The 19943-nt window shown below is 42.8% G+C and carries 24 protein-coding genes; 4 read left to right on the top strand and 20 right to left on the bottom strand.

The features are described 5' to 3' along the window. Positions 1-13: 13 nt before the first annotated feature. Together scpB and BLL40_RS00955 are read right to left on the bottom strand one after the other, a co-directional pair. A complete protein-coding gene (gene scpB, locus BLL40_RS00950) occupies positions 14-598 on the bottom strand; it encodes an SMC-Scp complex subunit ScpB (RefSeq protein WP_073710035.1) in 585 nt (194 codons plus the stop codon). Further along, a complete protein-coding gene (locus BLL40_RS00955; RefSeq protein ID WP_073710036.1) occupies positions 588-1322 on the bottom strand; it encodes a segregation/condensation protein A in 735 nt (244 codons plus the stop codon). Before BLL40_RS00955 ends, scpB begins: the two co-directional genes overlap by 11 nt. Before the next feature lie 139 nt (positions 1323-1461). Here BLL40_RS00955 and BLL40_RS00960 point away from each other — a divergent pair, with 139 nt between their 5' ends. After that, a complete protein-coding gene (locus tag BLL40_RS00960) occupies positions 1462-1977 on the top strand; it encodes a DUF309 domain-containing protein (protein WP_073710037.1) in 516 nt (171 codons plus the stop codon). On the opposite strand, the gene BLL40_RS00965 is transcribed toward BLL40_RS00960, so the two are convergent. The 15 genes from BLL40_RS00965 to BLL40_RS01035 all read right to left on the bottom strand — a co-directional run bounded on the left by BLL40_RS00965 (position 1972) and on the right by BLL40_RS01035 (position 14275). Beyond that, entirely contained in the window at positions 1972-2340 is a 369-nt protein-coding gene (locus BLL40_RS00965; RefSeq protein WP_073710038.1) for a GNAT family N-acetyltransferase, read from the bottom strand. The genes BLL40_RS00960 and BLL40_RS00965 overlap by 6 nt on opposite strands. Before the next feature lie 196 nt (positions 2341-2536). Next, positions 2537-3856, bottom strand: a complete 1320-nt coding sequence (gene lysA, locus BLL40_RS00970; RefSeq protein ID WP_073710039.1) for a diaminopimelate decarboxylase — start codon at positions 3854-3856, stop codon at positions 2537-2539. 110 nt (positions 3857-3966) lie between these two features. Next, positions 3967-5385, bottom strand: a complete 1419-nt coding sequence (locus tag BLL40_RS00975; protein WP_073710040.1) for a spore germination protein — start codon at positions 5383-5385, stop codon at positions 3967-3969. Positions 5386-5399: 14 nt separating this feature from the next. Beyond that, entirely contained in the window at positions 5400-5816 is a 417-nt protein-coding gene (locus tag BLL40_RS00980; protein ID WP_073710041.1) for a stage V sporulation protein AB, read from the bottom strand. 1 nt (position 5817) lies between these two features. Next, positions 5818-6414, bottom strand: coding sequence for a stage V sporulation protein AA (locus tag BLL40_RS17955; protein ID WP_073710042.1), 597 nt, complete (start codon positions 6412-6414; stop codon positions 5818-5820). Positions 6415-6454: 40 nt separating this feature from the next. Continuing rightward, positions 6455-7192, bottom strand: a complete 738-nt coding sequence (gene sigF, locus BLL40_RS00990; RefSeq protein ID WP_073710043.1) for an RNA polymerase sporulation sigma factor SigF — start codon at positions 7190-7192, stop codon at positions 6455-6457. Positions 7193-7207: 15 nt separating this feature from the next. Then, positions 7208-7648, bottom strand: a complete 441-nt coding sequence (gene spoIIAB / locus BLL40_RS00995; protein ID WP_073710044.1) for an anti-sigma F factor — start codon at positions 7646-7648, stop codon at positions 7208-7210. After that, on the bottom strand, positions 7633-7995 hold the full coding sequence (gene spoIIAA, locus BLL40_RS01000) for an anti-sigma F factor antagonist (protein WP_073710045.1): 363 nt from the start codon (positions 7993-7995) through the stop codon (positions 7633-7635). The genes spoIIAB and spoIIAA overlap by 16 nt, the downstream gene beginning before the upstream one ends. Before the next feature lie 122 nt (positions 7996-8117). After that, positions 8118-9422, bottom strand: coding sequence for a pyrimidine-nucleoside phosphorylase (locus BLL40_RS01005; protein ID WP_073710046.1), 1305 nt, complete (start codon positions 9420-9422; stop codon positions 8118-8120). Between the two features lie 13 nt (positions 9423-9435). After that, the gene (locus BLL40_RS01010) at positions 9436-10251 is read right to left on the bottom strand and encodes a purine-nucleoside phosphorylase (protein WP_073710047.1); all 816 of its coding nucleotides are present in this window, start codon (positions 10249-10251) and stop codon (positions 9436-9438) included. Beyond that, entirely contained in the window at positions 10248-11441 is a 1194-nt protein-coding gene (gene deoB, locus BLL40_RS01015) for a phosphopentomutase (protein ID WP_095532806.1), read from the bottom strand. The genes BLL40_RS01010 and deoB overlap by 4 nt, the downstream gene beginning before the upstream one ends. 127 nt (positions 11442-11568) lie before the next feature. Next, entirely contained in the window at positions 11569-12459 is an 891-nt protein-coding gene (gene xerD, locus BLL40_RS01020) for a site-specific tyrosine recombinase XerD (RefSeq protein WP_073710048.1), read from the bottom strand. A gap of 48 nt (positions 12460-12507) precedes the next feature. Next, positions 12508-12993, bottom strand: coding sequence for a ferric iron uptake transcriptional regulator (gene fur, locus BLL40_RS01025; protein ID WP_073710049.1), 486 nt, complete (start codon positions 12991-12993; stop codon positions 12508-12510). A gap of 55 nt (positions 12994-13048) precedes the next feature. Next, on the bottom strand, positions 13049-13678 hold the full coding sequence (gene spoIIM, locus BLL40_RS01030) for a stage II sporulation protein M (RefSeq protein WP_073710050.1): 630 nt from the start codon (positions 13676-13678) through the stop codon (positions 13049-13051). Positions 13679-13729: 51 nt separating this feature from the next. After that, positions 13730-14275, bottom strand: a complete 546-nt coding sequence (locus tag BLL40_RS01035; RefSeq protein WP_073710051.1) for an NUDIX hydrolase — start codon at positions 14273-14275, stop codon at positions 13730-13732. A gap of 64 nt (positions 14276-14339) precedes the next feature. Here BLL40_RS01035 and BLL40_RS01040 point away from each other — a divergent pair, with 64 nt between their 5' ends. Continuing rightward, entirely contained in the window at positions 14340-15263 is a 924-nt protein-coding gene (locus tag BLL40_RS01040; RefSeq protein WP_073710052.1) for an aldo/keto reductase, read from the top strand. After that, complete coding sequence (locus BLL40_RS01045; protein WP_245797869.1) at positions 15212-16180, top strand: alpha/beta hydrolase; 969 nt, start codon at positions 15212-15214, stop codon at positions 16178-16180. Before BLL40_RS01040 ends, BLL40_RS01045 begins: the two co-directional genes overlap by 52 nt. Positions 16181-16211: 31 nt before the next feature. Here BLL40_RS01045 and BLL40_RS01050 read toward each other — a convergent pair whose 3' ends face one another. Together BLL40_RS01050 and BLL40_RS01055 are read right to left on the bottom strand one after the other, a co-directional pair. Then, entirely contained in the window at positions 16212-16976 is a 765-nt protein-coding gene (locus BLL40_RS01050; protein WP_073710053.1) for an SDR family NAD(P)-dependent oxidoreductase, read from the bottom strand. 5 nt (positions 16977-16981) lie between these two features. Then, on the bottom strand, positions 16982-17944 hold the full coding sequence (locus BLL40_RS01055; RefSeq protein ID WP_073710054.1) for an MBL fold metallo-hydrolase: 963 nt from the start codon (positions 17942-17944) through the stop codon (positions 16982-16984). 157 nt (positions 17945-18101) lie between these two features. Here BLL40_RS01055 and proC point away from each other — a divergent pair, with 157 nt between their 5' ends. Next, the gene (gene proC / locus BLL40_RS01060; RefSeq protein WP_073710055.1) at positions 18102-18923 is read left to right on the top strand and encodes a pyrroline-5-carboxylate reductase; all 822 of its coding nucleotides are present in this window, start codon (positions 18102-18104) and stop codon (positions 18921-18923) included. Here the strand turns inward: proC and rnz are convergent. Beyond that, positions 18920-19837 carry a ribonuclease Z gene (gene rnz / locus BLL40_RS01065; protein ID WP_073710056.1) on the bottom strand — a complete coding sequence of 306 codons (918 nt, stop codon included), beginning with the start codon at positions 19835-19837 and terminating at the stop codon, positions 18920-18922. The genes proC and rnz overlap by 4 nt on opposite strands. Positions 19838-19943 lie beyond the last annotated feature (106 nt).

Below are 19943 nucleotides of genomic sequence, written 5' to 3' on the forward strand. Positions count from 1 at the left end.
GACGTGTTCATGATTATTCTTCTATCGTTTCGCCCATTGCCTCTTCAAATCGGTCAAAAAATAAATCAGCTTCCTGTTGAACCTGGACTTCTCCTTCTGACAATGACGGGAGCTCATCAAGGCTTTTTAATTGAAAGGCATCAAGAAATTCAGTCGTTGTCTTATATAGAATGGGCCTGCCTGCTCCTTCAGCACGTCCCGCTTCTTCAATTAACCCTCGGGCAGCGAGCGTTGCAATCGGCCGATCCGTTTTCACTCCGCGTATATCTTCCACTTCAATTCGTGTCACTGGCTGATTGTACGCAATAATCGCCAGTGTTTCGAGTGCAGCCTGCGACAATGTTTTCGGCGACGGTTTTTCAGCTAGCGCCTGAATAAACGGAGCATTTTCCTTTTTCGTCATTAACCTGTAATCCTCGCCGTACGTTGTGATCGTTACACCCCGCATATCGTCGTGTAAGAACGCCTCAGCCATCCGCTCGATCACATGCTGAACCGTTTGCACATCCACCTCTAGTACATCAGCCATTTGTGCTGCTGACAATCCTTCATCTCCTGCAGCGAACAAAAGGCTCTCAATAATACTTTCATTTGTCATTCGTTGTACCTCCAGACACCACATACAATTGAGCAAAACTCCCTTTCTGCATAACAGTAATTTCATTTTGTTTCATTAACTCAAGAATGGCTAAAAAACTGACAACAAGTTCCTCCCGCTCATGTGACTGGAACAAGTCTTCAAAAAGAACCGGCACCTTTGCATCATGCAGTGTTTTCATTAGCATCTTCATTCGGGTCTCCACAGACATTTCTTGCCGTCTGACGGTCGCTTGTCTCGGTACAGACAGTTTTTTGCGGCGCGTCATTTTTTGAAAAGCACCGAGCATATCGTAAATCGTCACATTAAGCGGACCTTCTTTAACTGGAGCAAACAGTCCATCCGCCGGCGAACGAGAAAATAATTTTGTCCGTTCTTTTTCCAATTCCTGCAGTTTAACGGCCGCTTCTTTATACTTTTTGTATTCAATCAGACGGCGCATCAATTCTTCACCCGTATCTTCCTCTTCGTCATATTCATCGTCTGTTGAAGCATGGTCCGGCAAAAGCGAACGGCTTTTCATTGCAATAAGCGTCGCTGCCATGACAAGATACTCACTCGCTATATCAAGTTCGAGCTCCTGCATCGTGTTGACATACAATAAATATTGATTTGTAATTTCTGCAGCTGGGATATCGTATATATCAATTTCTAATTTGTTGATTAAATGAAGAAGCAGATCAAGCGGCCCTTCAAAAGAATCAATCTTTACTTTATATTCCATTTTCTTTCTCCTGTTTCCCATTGCCTTTTTTGCATAAATTAAAGTATAGTATATTTCACATTCACTTTCGACATTTTCTAGTTGAGTATGTGAATGAACCTTGCTAAACTAAATCCAACTAATTGACTGGGGGAAAATAATGTACACATACCCTGTGCCGTACCTTGCTTTTTTGGCACATTTTCATATTGATCGTGATTACTTTGAATGTCATGAACTGCTCGAAGAACATTGGAAAGAAACAGACGGCGCACGTGATTCTGTCTGGGTAGGTTTAATTCAATCAGCCGTCTACCTTTACCATTACCGTCGTGGTAACATAAATGGAGCCAAACGAATGGCGGAAAAAGCGATAGACTGTTTTTCAAAAAGACAGCAAGAACTTATCCAGCTCGGCATTGATGCCGATCGCTTTACAGCAGTCATTCAAAAATCGCTTGATCATCTTCAAGAAGGGGTTCCTTTTTCACCTCTGCTGATCCCGATTACAGATGAGATGCTAGTTGATGATCTTGCCCAATTCACCCAAACGTTTGAGCCAGAGCTAAATGAACAGTTTTTATTTGAAAAACATAAGCTTCGCGATCGATCTGATGTCATCAGGGCACGCAATCTTGCAATCCAATTAAAAAAAGCCGGGAAGGCGCCGTTATAAACGGCTGCCTTTACCGGCTTCTTTTGTACACTTTTCGTAAAAACGGCTTATCGCTTCGCCCGGCACTACGTTTAAATCCGGATGCGTTTTTTTAACTTCAGCGATCATTTTTGTTCCAATTCCCTCATCACGGTAAGACGGATTGACCGCAATGTGTAAAATCTCTACTTTCTTTTGCTCAATTACGACGCCTACAACGCCTACAATGTCTTCATCCACTTTCCATAAATACAACTGCCAGTCATCGTTTGATTCGTAACACTCCATTGTTTCCTTCAGCGTTTTCAATTCTTTTTCCTGGGGCATATACGAAAGCAGGCCCATCGCAATCTTCTTAAACGATTTTTTATATCGAATCAGCATATAAAATCCCTCTTCAATTAGCAGGATTTACCTGCATGATTTCGTTACCCCTACTATATTACTAAAACGGTCTTACGTCCGCAAGATAGTTCCTTTATTTCACAATAAAAACCCAGTAATATACGCCCCAACCAAGCGCCACCAACATTAGCAATATAAGCAAAATCACATTACTTTTCATCACTATACCGACCTTTCAATTCATCTGTGGCAATTGAAGCGGCAAGTCCAGTTTAATCAAATCCTCATATGTTTCACGGCGAATAACGACTTTCGCTTCACCATTTTCAACAAACACAACAGGCGGACGGGGGATACGGTTATAGTTATTCGCCATTGAATAGCCGTATGCACCTGTACAGAACATAGCTAATAAGTCACCTGTTGCTGCTTTTGGTAGCGGCAAGTCCCAAATAAGCATATCACCGGATTCGCAGCATTTCCCTGCAATAGATACAACTTCCTCAACTGGATCATTTACTCGGTTAGCAAGGACCGCTTCATATTTTGCCTCATATAAAGCCGGACGAATATTGTCGCTCATGCCACCGTCTATCGCTACATATTTGCGTACATTCGGCACATCTTTTACCGAACCTGTTTCATAAATGGTAACACCTGCATCTCCAACAAGTGAACGACCCGGTTCAATCCAGATTTCCGGCATGTTCATGTCAAACCGCTCCGTTTCTTCCTGCACTTTACGAATAATTTCTTCCACATAAGCAGCAGGCTCCAACGGATCATCCTCGGCCGTGTATCGAATGCCAAAGCCGCCGCCAAGATTTAAAACCGTCGATTCAAATGCGAGACGTTCTTTCCAATCTGCCAATTTCCCGATAATTTTTTCTGCTGCCATCGTAAATCCTGTCGTTTCAAAAATTTGTGAACCGATGTGACAATGTAAGCCGAGCACGTTGATAAACGGTTTCTCTATGGCCGTCACAAGTGCTTCTTCTGCCTGCCCATTGTTTAGATCAAAACCAAACTTGGAATCTTCCTGTCCAGTTAGAATATAGTCATGTGTATGCGCTTCAATACCCGGTGTAATACGCAGCAAAATGCTCATTTTTTGTCTGCGCGACTGACTAATTTCATCAATTAATGCCAGTTCGTGAAAGTTATCGGCGACAATACAACCGATATTAGCGTCGAACGCCATTTCCAATTCTTCGCGGCTTTTATTATTTCCGTGAAAGTGAATTCGTTCTACCGGAAATCCAGCTTTTTGAGCAGTATACAGTTCCCCACCGGATACGACATCAAGTGACAGCCCTTCCTGCTCAGCCAGCTGCATCATCGCAACAGAAGCAAATGCTTTACTTGCATATGCTACTTGCGCTGTAATACCCATTTTATCAAATGTTTGCTTAAATCCTCTTGCTCGTTCACGAATGAGCGCCACATCGTATAAATAAAGCGGTGTTCCGTATTTTGCCGCCAGTTCAACAACATCGACGCCCCCAATTTCTAAATGGCCGCGCGTATTGACGGCTGCCGTTCCATATGTATGCATAATTATATCGCCCCGATCTTTTAACATCATGCTAAGCAAGACTCAGCATCAGAATAAAAGTACTATATCACACATTGGCTGCCTACTCAATACACGAAGAAAATCACCGGTCAATCAGAAGGTGTCCGGTTAATTTCCGGTATTCCTGATTGTTCCGGTGCTTGTTTACGAATCAATATCGTTCCTAATGACTTGGCGTCGAACGGGATAAGCGGCCATAAATAAGGCGCACCGAACGGCTTCAAACGGACGAGAAACAAAAATATAAGGGTGGTGACAATCACAAATCCAGCCGGTCCGAAAAAAGCAACTGCGAGAATTAAAATGAGTCGAGCCATTTTATTCGCAATCCCGAGTTCATAACTTGGCGTTGAAAATGTACCAATAGCAGCAAGCGCTGTATACAAAATGACTTCCGGGACGAAAAGACCAGTATCAATTGCGATTTGGCCAATCATGACGGCAGCGACAAGTCCCATCGCGGTCGAAAGCGGCTGCGGCGTGTGGATCGCCGCAATACGAAGCCATTCGATTCCTACATCAGCGATTATAATTTGTACGGCAAGCGGAATATTCGTTTCTTCATTTGGCCCGATAAACGAGAGTGACTTCGGTAGCATTTCCGGGTGCTCCGCAAATAAGAACCAGAGCGGCAATAAAAAAAGTGACATCCAAAGACCGACAAAACGAAGCATCCGAATAAAAGTACCAGCCGCCGGCAGCTCCCGATACTCTTCTGCATGCTGTAAATGCTGCAAATAAGTGGCGGGCATAATCATAACAGCAGGCGATGTATCAGTGAACAGGAGCACATGTCCTTCGAGTAAATGAGCCGCACCTATATCGGCCCGCTCTGTATAACGAACGAGCGGAAATGGATTATAACGCTGCTTGACGAGAAATTCTTCAATCGTTTTGTCCGCCATTGGAACACCGTCAATATCAATTTTCCCAATTTCTGTTTTTATTTTTTCCACAAGATCTGCATTTGCAATTCCTTCCATATAGCCAACGGCCACATCTATTTGAGACACAGTACCTGCTTTCATCATTTCAAAGCGCAGCTGCCCGTTTCGAATTCTCCGTCTCGTGAGTGCCGTGTTCACAATAATGTTTTCCACATAGCCGTCCCGCGAGCCTCGCACTACTTTTTCTGTATCCGGCTCTTCCGGCTGACGTCCTGGATAACTGCGCACATCTACCGCAAATAACCTATTTGGCACTGCAATAACAATGAGGCCAGACAATAAAAAAAGCGGCAGTTTCGTTTGGTCATTCACTTCCTCAACCGATTGATGAGCAAGATGATTTTTTACCAGTTCTGCTGTTGTTTCTTTTCGTTTTTTCTCAATCGTAAGAAGAGTCTCCATCAGTTCAACAATAAATTGTGTTTCACATAATCCATTAATAAAATAAAGATGGAGCGGCTCATCGGCAATGATCAGTTTTCTTACACCCACATCAAAACTTTTGCCAAGCCCTGCTTCTTTTTCTAAATATGTATCGATCTCATTCGGATGAATGGCCATCATCTGGCCTCCTTTCAAAGCGGTGAAAAAAAGATCCACTGAATAAGCGAACCGACTGTTTTCCCAATCGCCACAGCCATCATTAAGTGATTGACTTTCGCAAATACACCAATTCTGCGGGCTAGTATCGGAAATACATTTAATACTTCTGTTAAAGCAGCAGCAGCCATTCCAATGAATAAACCGCTAAATAAACCAATAAACGCAGTTGTAAAAGCAGGGAACGATAACTGTACAGAAAAAATATGCAAACATGTTCCTGCAAGAACACCAACAACGAGTGCCAATTCATATACATGAATAAATAGTTTCGTTTTCGTTGCCGACATAAGACGTGGAATAACGCCAAGTACTGTAATGAACGCGACATAACCAGCACCAGTTGCAAGTCCTCCTGCCAGCCCTAAAAAAAGAAGAAAAGCTATTTCCATTTTACTTCTGTTCCTTTTCATTCGCTGCCAGATACCCATTAATATCTTCTTCGTATTTAAACATTTCCAGGTCAAGAGGCCCCGGTTCCTCATTCAACCGTTTTTGCCAAAGCCGGTTAAAAAAGAGGATCATACCGAGGCCAAGACCAATTGAATAAGGTATTTGCAACATTAATGGTTTTTCAACTTTCTCTCCGGTAATGATTTCATACAGCATAATATGCACTTTTTGCATCGACACATCTTCATGAAAATTCATGATCGTAAGTGCTGCACCCGTAAATAACAAAATCCAAACGAATATCACTTTCCAAAGTGGAGATGGCACCTCGGCACTTTGTAGACTGACAATCGCTTCTGTATCACCCGCAATAACCGCTTGGGCGTCTGGCAACACTTCTTTCATCGCATCAATGACTTCTAGGATCGTCACAACAACAATGTTTCCTGCTATAGGAGGCACCTTTTTCACAACAATCTTTTCAAGCACAGGGAGCATATATTCGCTCGCCTGCACGTCTGCGACATCAAAAAAAGAAATGCATCGCTGGTCGAGACGAATGTGGCGTTTTAAGCTAATATATATCGTTTCCTCCACACTTAGCACCTCCGCTTTATACGGAGTTTCCCCGTGCTGCTTACTTTTTATTCATGTCATTGCGCATACTGCGAATAATCTGCTTTTCCAGCCTCGAAACTTGCACTTGCGAAATGCCTATGCGTGCGGCTGTTTCTGCCTGTGTACAGTCTTTATAATAGCGCAAATAAATAATAAGCCGCTCCCGCTCATTTAATTTTTCCACTGCTTCTTTTAAAACGAGCGTATCAAACCATTGTACATCCGGTGCAGCCAGCTGATCGAGCAGTGTAATTGGTTCTCCTTCATTTTCATACACTGTTTCGTGAATCGACGCCGGCTTTCGAGCCGATTCCTGTGCCATTAACGCTTCTTCTACTGAAATATCAAGCCGTTCTGCCAGCTCTGAGATGGTTGGCGGGCGCCCAAATTGAGCGGTAAACTCTTCACGTTCACGCCTTATTTTCCCCGCCGTTTCTTTTAACCGTCTGCTTACTTTTACTTCCCCATCATCGCGTAGAAAACGCTGAATTTCTCCAATGATCATCGGCACCGCGTAAGTGGAAAACTTTACATTGTATGAGAGGTCAAATTTATCAATGCACTTTAACAAACCGATGCAACCAATTTGAAACAAGTCGTCCGCTTCATACCCCCTGTTTAAAAAGCGCTGTACGACGGACCAAACAAGTCTTGTATTCCATTCAACGAGCTTGTTTCTCGCTTGCGTGTCCCCAGACTGACTTTTTGCAATGAGTGACTTCACTTCATTATCAGACAGCTGAACAGCTTGTTTCATATGACGGACGCTCCGTTATACACAACGGACACGCTTTCCAGCAAGCCGTTTTTTAAACCGGACAATTGTACCTGTCGACATGCTTGATTCCACATCAAGCATGTCAGTAAAATGCTCCATAATCGTAAAGCCCATACCTGCTCGTTCCATTTCCGGTTTTGTTGTAAATAATGGTTCTTTCGCTTCTTCTATGTTATGAATGCCACGCCCTTCATCACGGACTATAACATCAATTTCACCATCATCAATCGTAGCAGTAATGTAGACGATCCCCCCAGGATTGCTGTCATAACCATGAATAATTGCGTTCGTTACCGCCTCTGACACGGCCGTTTTTAATTCTGCAAGATCGTCCATTGTCGGATTTAATTTTGTCGCAAATGCCGCAACGGCTACACGGGCAAATCCTTCATTTTCACCGAGTGCGTTAAAGGACAAATTCATAACGTTTTGCATGGTTCTTCCCCCAATCTGCGCAATGCATCTTGCTCGGTTGGCTCTACATACATAATTTTAAACAAGCCTGACAACTGAAAAAGCCGCTTTACTTGTGTGGACAATCCACATACTGTCACATTGCCGCCCATTTCGTTAACCTGACGATAACGGCCTAGAATGACACCGAGCCCAGAGCTATCCATAAAATGAAGTCCAGCTAAATTCCAGATTAAATGCTGTGTTTGGTGCTTCTCCATTTCCGACACAACAAATTCTTTTACTTGCTCCGCATAATAATGGTCCAATTCTCCTCCAAGCCGGACACATAAAACTTTCCCCGTTACTTCTGCTGTCATCGTTATCATGTTGCATTCCTCCTTTTCATGCTGATATGTTGCATTTCGATTTCCCTTTCCTTATCTCCTTCTTCTTTACAAAAGTAGGAAAAACACCTTAATTTTCGACATATAAAAGAGACTGACGAATGTCAGTCCCGAATCACTTTGTATATTAATGTTGGCCGTTCTACACTTCCTTCCTTAAAACAGTATGCTTCTTTAACTTTTCGAACCGAATCATCCGGTTTCGCTGTATCAGCATGCAGCGTGACGAGAACATCCCCTTTTTTCACAATATCACCGATTTTTTTGTTTAGTGTAATACCGACTGCATGATTAATACTGTCATCTTTTGTCGCACGCCCTGCTCCTAAATACATGGCTGCGATCCCAATTGATTCAGCGTCAATTTTAGTTACGTAGCCTTCTTTGTCCGATGTAACCTGAATATGATGAGCAGCCTGTGGAAGCTTATTCAGGTCGTCAATCATATCAATATTGCCGCCCTGTGCGATTACGAACTGACGGAACACTTCAAATGCTTTGCCGTTTTCCAAATTTCGTTCCAGTGCTGCATATGCTTCGTCATAATCGCTGTATGCTCCCGCGAGAACGGTCATATGCGTTGCAATCTCAAGTGACAAGAGACGTAAATCCTCTACTTTTGCTCCCTGTAAAATGGCGATTGCTTCTTTAATCTCATTCGCGTTGCCAACTTCAAACCCAAGCGGCTGGTTCATGTCACTAATAATCGCAACCGTTTTTTTGCCTAAATTTTTACCAATATTGACCATTTCTTTCGCCAATGCTTCTGAATCTTCAAGCGTTTTCATAAATGCCCCGGAACCTGTTTTTACATCTAGCACAATACTGTCTGCACCTGACGCGAGTTTTTTACTCATAATCGAACCGGCAATAAGCGGAATTGATTCGACTGTCGCTGTCACATCGCGTAGTGCATACAGTTTTTTATCAGCAGGCGCTAGGTTGCCTGTCTGTCCGGTAACGGCTAATTTATGCTTATTCACATTGTCGATAAACTGTTCTTCCGTCATTTCAATGTTAAAGCCGTCAATTGACTCTAATTTGTCAAGCGTGCCGCCTGTATGACCGAGTCCACGTCCTGACATTTTTGCGACCGGTACACCGGCTGATGCGACGAGCGGCCCGACAATTAATGTTACTTTGTCTCCTACACCGCCCGTTGAATGCTTATCGACTTTATAGCCTTCAATCGCTGACAAATCAATTGATTCACCCGAGTCCACCATTGCTTTCGTTAATAGAGCTGTTTCATGCGGGAGCATTCCTTGAAAATAAATCGCCATCATAAGCGCAGATACTTGATAATCTGGAATAGCTCCTTTTGTGTAGCCTTCAATGAAAAATTGAATTTCTGCCTCTGTTAATTCGTTGCCGTTTCTTTTTTTATAAATAATATCGACCATTCTCATTGGACTCACACCTTTATAAAGATTTGACGATTTCTTTTACATACTCTAAAAAGTCAACACGCACTTTTTCCGTCGTTTCGATTACTTCGTCATGTGTAAGCGGTTGATTCAGAATGCCGGATGCCATATTAGAAATGCATGAAATACCAAGAACATTCATTTCGCCATGACGAGCAGCGATCACTTCAGGTACCGTTGACATACCAACCGCATCTGCACCAAGAACACGTGCCATGCGTACTTCCGCTGGTGTTTCATACGCCGGTCCTGTATTTCCTGCGTACACACCTTCCCAAACAGATATGCCTATTTTTGCTGCTGCTTCTTTGGCGAGGTTGCGCAGTTCACGACTGTATGCTTCAGACATATCTGGAAAACGCGAACCAAGACGCTGATCGTTTTTACCGATCAATGGATTGCCGCCCATTAAATTTAAATGATCCGCAATAAGCATTAAATCGCCCGGCTTAAATGATTCATTGACACCACCCGCTGCATTTGTGACAATGATCGTTTCAATACCAAGTTCTTTCATAACACGTACCGGAAATGTGACCTGCTCAAATGAATAGCCTTCATAATAATGAAAGCGTCCTTTCATTGCGGCTACCGTTTTACCAGACAATGTTCCAATGACAAGCTCGCCTGTATGTCCTTCCACCGTCGATACTGGAAAATGAGGAATCTCTTCATATGGAATCGACATAGCGTGTTCCACTTCATCTGCCAGTACACCAAGACCAGAACCTAAAATCAAACCGATTTCCGGTTTGTTATCCAGTTTCTTCGTTAAATATTGCACCGCTTCCTCAATAGCTATATAGTTCATCGTAATTCCTCCATAAAACTTTTTCCGTATTCAGGCATTTCCACATTAAAGTTATCAGCAATAGACGCCCCAATATCTGCAAATGTTGTACGCAACGCCAACTCGTTCCCCTTTGAAAATTTCTTTGAATAAACGAGCAAAGGCACGTATTCGCGTGTATGATCTGTGCCGGTGTGTACAGGATCATTTCCATGATCTGCGGTTATAATAAGTAAATCGTCTTCTTGTAATACATCCATCAATTCTGGCAGACGTGCATCAAATTCTTCGAGTGCCTTGCCATAACCTTCCGGATCACGCCGGTGGCCATAAAGCGCATCAAAATCAACTAGATTTATAAACGATAAACCGTTAAAATCTTTTTTTGCGACGTCGATAAACGTATCCATTCCGTCCATATTTGATTTTGTCCGAATCGCTTCTGTTACGCCTTCTCCATCATAAATATCAGCAATTTTCCCAACGGCAATGACATCAAAATTCGCGTCTTTTAACTCGTTCATGACGGTACGGCCAAATGGCTTTAACGCATAGTCATGGCGATTGGCGGTCCGTTCAAATTTTCCCGGTTCACCAATAAACGGACGGGCAATCACACGGCCAACCATATAATCACCTGTTTTTGTCATCTCACGGGCCGTTTTGCAAATTCGATACAATTCATCAATCGGCACGATCTCTTCATGGGCAGCAATTTGCAACACGGAGTCCGCTGACGTATACACAATAAGTGCACCCGTTTCTACATGTTCTTTGCCAAGTTCATCAAGGATTTCTGTTCCACTCGCCGGCTTGTTGCCGATCACTTTCCGGCCTGTCCTTTGTTCAAGCTCTCTAATTAATGATTTTGGAAAACCATCTGGAAATACTTGAAAAGGTGCCTGAATATTCAAGCCCATTATTTCCCAATGACCTGTCATCGTATCTTTACCTGTTGACGCTTCCTGCATTTTTGTGTAAAAAGCACGCGGTGGTAAAGCTTTCGCAATTCCTTTAATTTCTCTTATATTTGACAGCCCCAGTGATCCTATATTCGGCATGTTCAATCCGCCCATTCGCTCTGCAATATGGCCAAGTGTGTCAGCACCTTCATCACCGAACTGTGCTGCATCTGGTGCTTCTCCAATCCCTACTGAATCAAGCACAATTAAGTGAATTCGGTTAAATCGATCATTCTTCATTTTCATCATACTCCTTCCTTCTAGTTATTTTTATTTGTTAACCTCCATGGATTAAACTCCTCATCGTCAGAAGTCTGACTTCTTCTTTTTATTATAATCGATCTGTTTTAGAATTACAAAAAGCACCTGAAAAATTTCAGGCGCGCGGGTGAAACTGTGAATAAACATCTTTTAACCTTGTTTTTGTCACATGTGTGTAAATTTGAGTTGTTGAAATGTCTGCGTGGCCTAGCATTTCCTGCACGGCGCGTAAATCTGCTCCATTCTCCAAAAGATGGGTCGCAAATGAATGTCTAAGTGTATGCGGTGTCATCTCTTTTTCAATCGTCGCTTTTTTAGCCAAGGCTTTAATAATCTTCCAGAACCCTTGCCGCGTCAGCCGTTTGCCATAATGATTTAAAAACAGTGCATCATCACTATGTTTTTTCGACACAAGCGCTGGCCGCCCATGTTGCAAATATCGCTCGATTGCCAGAAGCGCCTGGCGTCCTGCCGGAACGATCCGCTCTTTATCTCCTTTTCCCGTACAGCGGACAAATCCCATCATCAAATGTACATCTTCTTTATTTAATGATGTTAATTCGCTGACACGTAAACCGGATGCATACATGAGTTCCATCATCGCTTTATCACGCATGCCGAGCGGTGTCGATACGTCTGCTGCCGAAAGAAGTGCTTCTGTTTCATCCATGCTCAGCACTTTCGGAAGCGAGCGGCCTGATTTGGGCGTTTCAATATGATGGGTCGGGTCGTGATCAGTGACGCGATCTTGTATTAAAAAATGATGCCATGAACGGATAGTAGATATGTGACGAGCAATCGTTTTTGGCGATTTCCCCTGCTCCTTTAACTGCTCTAGGAAGTGCAAAATATGTACCCGCTTCACCTTGTTTATCGTTAGCTGTTCAACTTTTTCCAAATAGTCCGTGTAGTGAACAAGATCGCGCCGGTACGCGGCAATTGTATTGTCGGCCAATCCTTTCTCGACAATTAAAAAATGCAGAAAATCATTCATATGCTCTTTCATACCATCACCCCTAATGATAAAAAACCTTTCGAATTCAATCGAAAGGTTTTATTCAACATGCTGTTTTTCAAGATCTTCTCTTTCATCTTCTTTTTGTTTTGTTTGGCACCTGCTACAAATTCCATGAAATGTCAAGCGATGATCTTTAATTTTAAAATTCCATCTGCTCTCAACAATTTCTTCCACATCGTCAAGTAAGTCTTCTTGAATTTCATCCACTGCACCGCATTCAATGCAAACGAGATGATGATGGAAATGTGCTGCGCCTTCTTGTCTGAGATCATAGCGGGAGACACCATCTCCAAAGTTTATTTTATCCACTACTTTAAGTTCGTTTAATAGTTCAAGCGTTCTGTAGACTGTAGCCAACCCAATTTCAGGTGCTTTTTCTTTAACGAGGAGGTACACGTCTTCAGCGCTTAAATGGTCCTCTTCATGTTCAAGAAGAACACGCACAGTAGCTTCGCGCTGCGGTGTCAATTTGTAGCTTGCTGCATGCAGCTGTTTTTTAATACGATCAATTCGGCTTTCCATTGTTGTCCCCTCCCTCGCCTATATAACTTTCATTATAACAAAACGATGCTATTAATTAAAAGAATTTATTTATAAGAACATTCATCAATTGGCTGGACACAAACGCTTCAATAAATGCTGCACCAAGAATCGCCACCATAACGGCACCTGCATACCCGAGATACGTCATCACACTTTTCGCTACAGGTAGCGGAACAGTTTGGCGCACCGTTAATTTTTGCAGAAGACGGATCGAGCAAGATGCCGACATGACGGCGGTAAATAAAAAAGCGGGAATGAGTATCATATTTTGCGGGAAAATGGTGCAAAGTGCAAGCCAGAGCCCGTCCCATTTCATTTGCTGAATAAGAAAACCGACGGAAAAACCAGTCACAGCTCCTTTTAAAAATAGTAATATAAAAATAAGAGGCAAACCAATCACCGATATGCCTGCGACCCACATTGCACCTGTGAATTTTATATTATGAATGACACTTTCCCAAAATAAATCAACAGGATTGGCAACACTGCCGGAAGATGCTTGTGTAAAGAATTCTTTTACGTATGAATAAAGCTCTGATTTTTGAAGCGGCATCATGCTGTTCACCATCAGGGCGCCAAATACAGTTCCTGTCATGAGCAGTACCGCCGTAAACAGATAAAGTGCTGCCCGTTTTTGAATGTGATGATTGATGGCAGTCCACATAAATAAAGGCCTCCCCTCTCTTTTGCCCACTATATGAGGGGAGGGAACCAATTATACCAGATCGTTTAATCGTACATATTGCAGAGCCCACATCGTTTTCGCATCATAAATACGTTCTTCTTTTAACAGCTGTTCTGCTTCTTCTATCGTCACTTCCATTAATTCAACAAATTCATCATCGTCTACAGTGAGTCCATCATCTACTTTTACAAGGTCTTCTGCGAGAAACACATGAACAATTTCGTCTGCAAATCCTGGCGATGTGTAAAATGACTGCACATGTGTCATACGGCCGGGACGATAGCCCGTTTCTTCTTCGAGCTCTCGTTTTGCTGACAATTCAGGAACCTCACCCGCCTCCAATTTCCCTGCCGGCACTTCAACAAGCGGGCGTTCAAGTGCTTTGCGATACTGCTCAACGAGAATAATTTTTTTGTCCTCTGTCAAGGCGATCACACAGACAGCACCCGGATGTTTAATGATTTCCCGCTTCGCTTCTTTTCCGTCCGGTAACAATACATCATCGACTTGCAGGCTAATCACTTTTCCTTTGTATAGGGGTTTCGTTTTAATCGTTTTTTCTTCAAATTTATGCATAAGTATCCTCTTTTCTTTTTTCTTCACCCTTATGATACACTACAAAAAAAGGAAGGTGATTGAAATGAACACACGTGAACTCGGCAACACGGGTATTTTTGTTAGTGAACTTGGACTCGGCTGCATGTCAATCGGCATAGAAGAGCCCTATGCTGAAGCCATTTTAAATGCCGCTCTTGATGAAGGGATTACCTATTTTGATACAGCTGACTTGTACGATTTCGGCGTAAACGAGCAACTTGTAGGAAAAACACTTCAATCCGTCCGTGATCAAGTAGTTATCGCTTCAAAAGCAGGAAACCGCTGGACCCATTCAAAAGACAGCTGGACATGGGACCCTTCTAAAGCACACATTAAAGAAGCAGCGAAACAAAGCTTGAAACGGCTTGGTACTGACTATATTGACTTATATCAGTTGCATGGCGGCACACTCGATGATCCGATTGATGAGACAATTGAAGCCTTTGAAGAACTAAAAGAAGAAGGATTCATCCGTGCATACGGCATTTCATCGATCCGTCCGACAGTTATTAATCAATATGTAGAACGGTCTTCCATTTCAAGTGTCATGATGCAATACAGCATCTTAGACCGACGTCCTGAGATTCAGGTGCTTCCTATTTTAGCAGAGAATAGCGTCAGTGTCCTCGCCCGCGGTCCGATTGCTTTCGGTCTGCTAAGCGCAAATTGGCGGGAGAAGCTTTCAAAAGCAGCAAAAAAAGGATTGAAGTGGTATAACGAGGCAGAGTTAACGTCTATTTTAACAACATTTGAACGTGATCGCCCATCTGAACGCACGTTAAATGGTCTTGCTTTTCGCTACGTGCTGCACCATACAGCAACTGCTGCAGTCGTCGCCGGTGCCAGTTCCATCGAACAGCTAAAAGAAAATGCCCGTGCGGTACGTGAAACCGCGCTGACGGAGGAAGAGTACAAATGGATTCAAGATATAGTAAAAATAGCCGATTACGACGCACATCGTCTATAAAAAAAGCAGTCATTTCCAGCGGTTCCGCAGCTATATTATTAGCAGCTAGTGCAGGCATCTATATATCTAACCGTATTTTATATATGACGAAAAAAGCGGATGCTTCAATCGTTGAACGAGAAACGAAAGCCGGCCGTTTCAATCGACATACATATGATCAGCTACCGAAAGAAGATGTGTGGATCACAACGGCAGACGGCATTCGATTAAAAAGCGTATTTATCACGCCAAACCCTGGAAACCCGTTTGTGATTTTTTGCCACGGTGTCACCGAACATAAAATAAATTCAATTAAATATATGAATTTATTTTTAAAACATGGATTTAACGCTATTTTATATGATCACCGCCGGCATGGGGAATCAGAAGGCACATTTACGAGTTACGGTCACTTTGAAAAAAAAGATTTAAAAGCAGTTGTGGACGAATTAATTCGTCGTGAAGGAGATCTTGTCCGCTTTGGCATTCACGGAGAATCAATGGGGGCTGCTACGCTCCTTTTGTATGCCGGCACGGTAGAAGACCGTGCTGACTTTTATGTAGCAGACTGTCCATTTTCTGAATTTCAAAAGCAAATACAGCATCAGATGAACAGAGAAATTGGCCAGGCGCCACGTTTCTTAATGACAATTGCCGAATGGACAGTCTGGCTGCGTGCCCGCTATAAACTATCTGAATTGTCGCCCCTTGAAGCTGTCAAGAATATTGAAAAGCCCGTGTTGTTTATTCACAGCCTGGATGATGATTTTATTTTGCCCGAAATGACTGAAGCACTGTTTGAAGCAAAGAATGGACCGAAAGAATTGTACATGGCGCCCAGCGGTGCTCATGCACAGTCTTACAATGAAAATGCGGAGCAATATGAAGAAGCAATCGATCATTTTTTAATGAAATATAAATTGTCCCCTAAACGGTAGAAAGAGGAGCAATAGTGTCAGCTCCTCTTTGTTATTTTTGGAAAAATGCTTTTCGGCCCATCCGCTCGACGGTTCCAGGAAATAAAGAGTAAATAAAACTGCCCATACCCATCCATTTCGGCATATTCACTTCCCGTACCGGTCGGCCAATAACCGCTATTGTTTTTTTCGACACATCAGCGGGATCTAGCATAAACTTCTTTGCATTTTTCAAATATGTGCCTTCTGGATCTGCTTTGTCAAAAAACGGGGTTGCAATCGGCCCCGGATTGATGGCTGTTACCCTTACATTCGACCGGCCTAGTTCCATGCGAATGCTGTTCGTATAACCTAAAACCGCATGTTTTGTCGCAGCGTACACAGCCGATTTTGGCGTCGCCAGCTTTCCTGCCTGTGAGGAAATATTGATAATATGACCGCTCTTGCGTTTGATCATTTGCGGCATAACAAGCTCTGAACAGTTAATTAAACCTGTAACATTCACATTCATCATTTGTTCTGTTTCTTCTTGTTTCATTTCATGAGCCCATGCAAAATAACCGACACCTGCATTGTTAATTAACACATCAACATGTCCGATTTCAGTAAATAGAGCACATAAAGCCGTTCGGTCTGTCACATCTGCTTGATAAACACGTACGGTATTTGACGATGTTTCAAGTTCTTGTTTTAGTTGTTGCAGTCGTTCCATCCGCCGGGCAATTAATACAACGGAGTAACCGGAAGAAACAGCTTCTTTTGCAAGCTCTGTCCCTAAGCCGGAAGACGCACCCGTAATGACAACTATTTGTTTCACGTTCGTTACCCCCTGTAATAAATAACACCATTTTCAATCGTTTCAACTTGAATATCTCCACGTTCGAGTAAATAGTCAAACTGTCCTGTCGTTTCCGATAATGTTAAACCCGTTTCTTTTATATATATCTCTGGAAATAGCTTTGTACATACCTCAAAAATAGTCATTGGCTTTTCTTTTAACATCGACAAAATAAACATCGCTCGGTCGTGCTGTCGCGCAAATCGGCGTTCAATTAACGAATGGATAGATTTTATGTCGTTTCCATGACCTGTTAATGCCTGCTGAATGTCCATATACATGATTTTACGCAGCGAATTGTTGTACTGCAGCAACGGCTTCGATCGCTCCGCTCCACGTACAGAAGGCGGTTCTAGAAGCGGATTAGACGATACACTTTTTAATACGTGATCACCTGCTAACAGACACCCATCTTTTTCCCGGTAAAAGACGAGATGGCTTTGCGCATGACCTGGTGTTTCTAACACGTGCCACCCTGGCAATGCCGGCAGCTCGTCTCCTTCTTTTAGTTCTCCTGTTAGCACACTTTTTTCACAACCAAACTTTAGTGTGTTATCAAGGTTATTCGCCAATTGAATCATCTCTTGCGGCACGCCTAATGCACGAAAGAGATCGATAAAAAATTCACGGCGCCAATTCAAAAAAGATTCATTGTATGAAATCCAGTTTCCACAGTAGGAATGGCCGTAAATGTCCACATCAAAATCATCAAGCAGTCCGATATGATCAGGGTGATGGTGCGTTAGAATGACCTGCTCAATATCAGATACTTTATAGCCTGCTTCAGCTACTCCCAATTGAAAAGCAGCTCTTGCTTCCGGTGTATTTATACCTGCATCAATTAACGTAAGCCGGTCTCCTTTCACTAAATATGTGTTGACATCACCAATCGGAAAAGGAGTAGGTACAGTTATTTTAATAATCTTGTCATATTTTTTAATTCCCATTATGCTCACCTGCCATTTTTGTAAAATAACATTTCAATTATTTAGTGTACTCGTTCTAGGATGAATTGTCATTCATCCCCCACTTCTCTCTTGACAAAAATACTTCTTTTCCGAGATAATCGCTTTGAATACTTAATTTGTTTAGGCAACAGGAGGAATGACGTTGAAAGCAGTTTTTATCGGGGCTGGGTCTATGGCTGAGGCCATTATTGCCGGTGCATTGAAAAGCGGGGCCCTTCAAGCAGAAAACACGTATGTGACGAACCAGGACAATCTTGCACGTTTAAAAGAATTAACGACTCAATATGGTATTCAAGCAGGATACGACGTTGAAACAGCTTTGAAAGATGCTGATGTTATTGTCCTGGCTATGAAGCCGAAAGATGCCGCATCAGGTCTTGAAGCTATTCGGCCTTACATAAATGAAGATTCAGTCGTGATTAGTTTACTTGCCGGTGTTGGCATTAATTTCATGGAACAAATCATTGGAAAAAGATGTGCTGTCATTCGTTCAATGCCAAACACATCCGCTGCTGTCGGAAAATCAGCAACAGCGATGGCACTAAATAAACGCGTTACAGCCGAACAGCATCAAGCAGCAATCGACCTTTTTTCAGCAATTGGACTTGCGATTACCGTTGAAGAATCACAGATGGATGCCGTGACAGCCATTTCTGGCAGCGGCCCTGCCTACATTTACTATGTTGCTGAAGCAATGCAGGCAGCAGGTGAAGAACTCGGTCTTGACCATGACACAGCGAAATCGCTCTTAATTCAGACACTTCTCGGTGCAGCTGACATGCTTTCGGAGTCTGATGGCCAAGCAGTCGCTCTTCGAAAAGCAATTACAAGTGCTGGCGGAACGACAGAAGCAGCGATCCGGACATTTGATGAACATCATGTGAAAGAATCGATTGCCGCTGGTGTGAAGGAGGCAGCTTCTCAGTCAAAACGGCTTGGCGAAGCATACAAGCGTTAATCGACGTTCACTTCCATTAAGTCTTGAGCGATTACAACGGGTTGAAAGAGAGCTTCTGCTTCGTTTAATAGCTGTCTCGCATCTTCTATCGTGTAGCGGGAACTAATGTGGGTTAAGCATAATTTTTTCACTCTTGCGCGCAATGCCGTTTCGGCCGCCTGTGTCGTTGTGGAGTGATAGTAGTCATGAGCCATCCGTTCATTTTCCGCATTAAATGTAGCTTCATGAACAAGCAAATCAGCATTCTTTGCCAACCTTACTGCTTCATCACTTTGCCGTGTATCTCCGAGAATGGTAACGATTTTCCCCTGTTGTGGTTCATTTGTGTAACGCTCAGGGTCAATTATTCGCCCGTCCGGCAAGGTGACGGAGTGTCCTTCTTTTATTTGTTTATAAATAGGACCTGGTGGGATCTTGTCTTCTCGCAGACGGTCCACGAGAAGCTCGCCCGCTTTTTCTTTCTCAGCAAACCGGTAACCGAGTGAATAAATACCATGATCCAGTTTCCCTGCCGTGACAGTCATTCCACCATCTTCAAAAACGATTCCCTCCTCAATTTCTTCAATGAAAAGAGGATATTGCAGATGCGTTTTGCTGACATGAAGCGCGGTTTCAATAAACGCGCGTATACCAGTCGGACCATATACCGTAAGCGGTTCTGTTCCGCCTTGAAATGAACGGCTCCCAAGCAAGCCTGGTAGCCCAAAAATATGATCACCATGTAAATGAGTAATAAATATTTTTTCAATGCGGCGCGGTTTTATCGTTGTATGCAAAATCTGGTGCTGCGTTGCTTCGCCGCAATCAATGAGCCAGACAGCACCGCGTTCATTTAACATTTTCAGTGCAATGGACGTAACATTGCGTATTTTGCCGGGCACACCAGCACCCGTTCCAAGAAATAATACTTCCATGGTCATCACTCCTTATATGTATCTTATATTGTCTTTATTCTTATAATAAACAAAAATACTTGTCACTTTCATTATTTTGTGAAAAAATGCAATAGTACTAATATAA

The organism is Domibacillus mangrovi (assembly GCF_001906925.1).
Taxonomy (GTDB): domain Bacteria; phylum Bacillota; class Bacilli; order Bacillales; family Domibacillaceae; genus Domibacillus; species Domibacillus mangrovi.